This window comes from Thermoactinomyces sp. DSM 45892 (genome assembly GCF_900107305.1).
Classification (GTDB): domain Bacteria; phylum Bacillota; class Bacilli; order Thermoactinomycetales; family Thermoactinomycetaceae; genus Baia.
Genome location: NZ_FNPL01000033.1, coordinates 1 through 3,706, shown reverse-complemented (window position 1 = coordinate 3,706; position 3,706 = coordinate 1). Strand labels below are relative to the sequence as shown.

General features: G+C 36.9%; 2 protein-coding genes and 1 rRNA gene. All 3 read left to right on the top strand.

Going from position 1 to position 3,706, the window contains the following annotated elements; translation table 11 throughout:
- Positions 1-228: 228 nt before the first annotated feature.
- Positions 229-1,647 (top strand): CgeB family protein, encoded by a 1,419-nt coding sequence (locus tag BLU58_RS15840; protein ID WP_176786730.1) that lies wholly within the window; start codon positions 229-231, stop codon positions 1,645-1,647.
- Between the two features lie 119 nt (positions 1,648-1,766).
- Positions 1,767-3,194, top strand: coding sequence for a hypothetical protein (locus BLU58_RS15835; RefSeq protein WP_093293820.1), 1,428 nt, complete (start codon positions 1,767-1,769; stop codon positions 3,192-3,194).
- A 441-nt stretch (positions 3,195-3,635) separates the two neighbouring features.
- Positions 3,636-3,706 (top strand): 16S ribosomal RNA (locus BLU58_RS15830); the annotation flags it as partial.

Below are 3,706 nucleotides of genomic sequence, written 5' to 3'. Positions count from 1 at the left end.
GCCGATGGTACTTGGACCGCAGGGTCCTGGAAGAGTAGGACGTCGCCAGGCATACATAATAAAAGAAGCATTCAGTTAAAACTGGGTGCTTTTTTGTTATGTAAAGAATGATAAACATAGGTCTTGATACAAGCGTATTTTATAGTAGTGAATAAAGTAATGAAAAATAGTTTAAATGGCTTTCTGTATAAAGAAGTATCGATTTTTTAGCCAAAGAGGGGGATGGAGATGTCTATACAAGTAAAGAAAACTGGATCTTATCGGATTACAAATCCCAAGTCAATCTCCATTAAAGCTCTTCGAAACTATATGAAACACATAGATAAACAACACAGACCTTTTAATAAAAAGGAAGACCGTGTGAAGATAAATGATTTTATGAAGAAAGTAATAGGCCAAAAGAATCAAGGGATTTCTGCCTATAAGATTGCTATTTCTTTTCGTAAACATGAGATAAAAGAATATAAATTCCACATTAAGAAGATTGTTCGAGATATGATGAAGAAGTATGAACAAAAAAGTAACACTCGAATAGACTGGATCGGGGTTTTTCGTGATGGCAAACATCCTTGCTGTAACATTGTCATACGAGGGAGGGATCAGTTAGATAAGCCTGTTTCTATAAAAAAGAAGAATATAAAGCAAATGGAACATGATGCTATACAAGCGAAAAACAGCCTTTATCAGAACAAACGAATCCTATTTGTAAATACTGGTATACAATTTCCGTATGGACCGATAGAGCAGTCCATCGCTAAGACTATAAGTATGATTACCCATCATAACCTTACTATTAATCAGGGGGACGATATACTACGAGTTGTTCAGGAGTTTAAACCAGACTTGGTTATGGTATTACTGGGTCATAATGGATATCTTGCACAGAAAATTTCTTTAATCCGTAAATCAGGCATTAAAACAGCTTTATGGGCCACTGACGATCCATACTTTATAGATCTTTCAAAAGAAGTTGCAACCCATTATGATTATGTGTTTACCATAGATACAGGTTGTATTAGATTTTATCAAAAGATAGGATGTCAAAACGTTTTTCATCTTCCATTGGCAACAGATCCTGAGGTTTTTCGCCCCATGAATGTAGCCCCGTTTTATCAGTCGGATATCTGCTTTGTTGGATCTTTATACGGAGCACGTCGCATTGCTTTTTTTAACTCCATTTCATCGTATCTTCTCACCAAGAATGTACTCCTAGTGGGATTATATTGGGATCAAATTCAAAATTATTCCTTATTACAAAATAAGATTCGACTTGGATGGACACCAGGCGAAGAAGCAGCTCGTTACTACAATGGTGCTAAAATCGTAATCAATCTTCATCGGGAACATAATGAAAATTTAAATTATTTTCAAGTCCCTGCTCTGTCTATCAATAATCGTACATTTGAAGTAGCTAGTTGTGGGTCATTTCAATTAACTGATATTCGACCTGATTTAAATGAATTTTATAAACCAGGATCGGAGATAGAAACATTTAAAGATCCTAATGAATTTGTAAATAAAATAGAATACTATTTAAAAAATGAGAGAGAAAGACAGAAAGTGAAAAGGAACGCATTAAAGAGAACGTTACGGGAGAATACCTATGAGAAGAGATTAAGACAGTTATTGGATATATGCTTTTCATGAATATTTTGCTTAGAGTACTCTAGCGGATGAGTTAGGGTATTTTTTTATAAAAGAATGATTACATAGTTTCAAACATAAAGTTAGAATGTTCCAAAATAAAATATGAGCGAGGGAGAGATATGGGCGTTGACCTAACTTTGATTCATTGGCTATATCTACTTATGGTGATTGTAATTGTAGTAAGCATGACATATCGAAAGGATACAGCTATTATTTGTACAATTGGTATATTTATTTTGAGTTTAGTGGCGACAGGAGACTTTCTAGTTGCAACTAGTTCGATCTTTAGCTCATTTCTTTATACATTTAATCAATTATTAAGCATAATACTGGTCATCTCAGTAATAGTCGGAATGACTCAAGTTCTGAACATCTCGGGAGTAAATAAAATCCTCGTTACACCATTTTCAAGGTTGATTCAAAACGATTTTACAGGTTACTGGATTATCGGTATTACCATTATGGTCTTTTCTTGGTTCTTTTGGCCCTCACCAGCTGTTGCCTTAGTCGGGGCCTTTTTATTACCAGCCGCCATTCGAGTCGGATTACCACCCATTGCGGTTGCGATTTCTATGAATCTTTTTGGGCACGGAATTGCACTCTCGGGAGACTATTTGATTCAAGGAACACCCAAGTTAACTTCTGAGGCAGCAAACATCCCGATTGCTGACGTGATGCTGGCCAGTGTACCGTTAGTCATTGTAATGGGTTTGGTAACTACTTTGGTATCCTTCTACTTAATTAGAAGAGATATGAAAAATGGTCATATGACATTTTCAACGGGTATTTCTGATCGGTTATATGTAGATGATCTCCTCCAAAATGAGAAACCTAAAAAACAGTTACCGAAAGCGCTCGGAATCGGATGGTCTATTTGTATCGTGCTCTTATTCTCATTAAATGTATTTGCTCTAATCTATGCAGACCTACAGGGGGATGAGGCTACTGCACTTATTTTAGGGACTTCTATTTTGATCTTAATTATCACAAATTTGTTTTTTGATTATAAAAGAGCTTTTACACAAACAACCGAATACTTGGTAAGTGGGTTCCAGTTTGCGTTTAAAGTATTTACACCAGTCATTCCGATTGCATCTTTTTTCTATCTAGGAGGAACATTATTTTTAGACATGTTTGGGGAAGTTTTGCCATATGGATCCCAAGGAATTATTAATGATTTTGGAGTAGCAATCTCACAGACAGCTATGGTGACCCCGGAGATGGGGACCATTCTAATCACAGCGATTGGAATTGTTTCTGGACTAGATGGATCTGGTTATTCGGGGATTGCTTTGATTGGTCAACTTTCACACATATTTGTTGGGGGAATCGAGTGGGGAGTTGCGACTCTGAGCTCGCTAGGGCAGATTGTAGCGATATGGATTGGGGGAGGGACGGTTGTACCTTGGGCCATATTGCCGGCGGCAGCCATCTGTGGAGTGGATCCGATCGAAGTAGCTAGAAGAAATTTAATTCCTGTTATGATTGGATTAGTGGTAACGACGTTAGTAGCGATGTTGTTAATAAGATTTCCTATCTTTTCTTAACAAACAATGGGTCCTAGTTGAGACTTACCACAATTGAAACCGTGGGTTTTTAGTCGGCAAAGTTCTGTAAATAAGAGCTATCTAGGACTCATTGTGCAAAATAAAAAGAACTAAGATGAAATGTGAAAAAAATATGTTGACGTTGGTATTTTGGACGTGTTATATTAATCAACGTTGGTGTTGCTGATAGCGGAAAACATGCAAGATAAACAAACAAGTAATAATGTGATTGAGATTACTTGTTGACAAAGTGAATCAGCAATGATAAAATGGTTTAAGTTTTGTATATATAAAAATGTGTTCCTTGAAAACTAAAGAGTGAATGAACCAAGACCTGTTAATTACTTTAAATTGAGCTAATTAAACTCGGAAGTTCGAACGGCTGTGCCGTCGAACTAAGAGAATGCTAAGCACGCAGATAACGCGTACTAAACATTCTCTTTAACGGAGAGTTTGATCCTGGCTCAGGACGAACGCTGGCGGCGTGCCTAATACATGCAAGTCGAGCGAGG

What these genes read in the sequence shown, in the direction of transcription:
- BLU58_RS15840 (WP_176786730.1), top strand. Translation starts at nt 229, where the DNA reads ATGTCTATACAAGTAAAGAAAACTGGATCTTATCGGATTACAAATCCC.
- BLU58_RS15835 (WP_093293820.1), top strand. Translation starts at nt 1,767, where the DNA reads ATGGGCGTTGACCTAACTTTGATTCATTGGCTATATCTACTTATGGTG.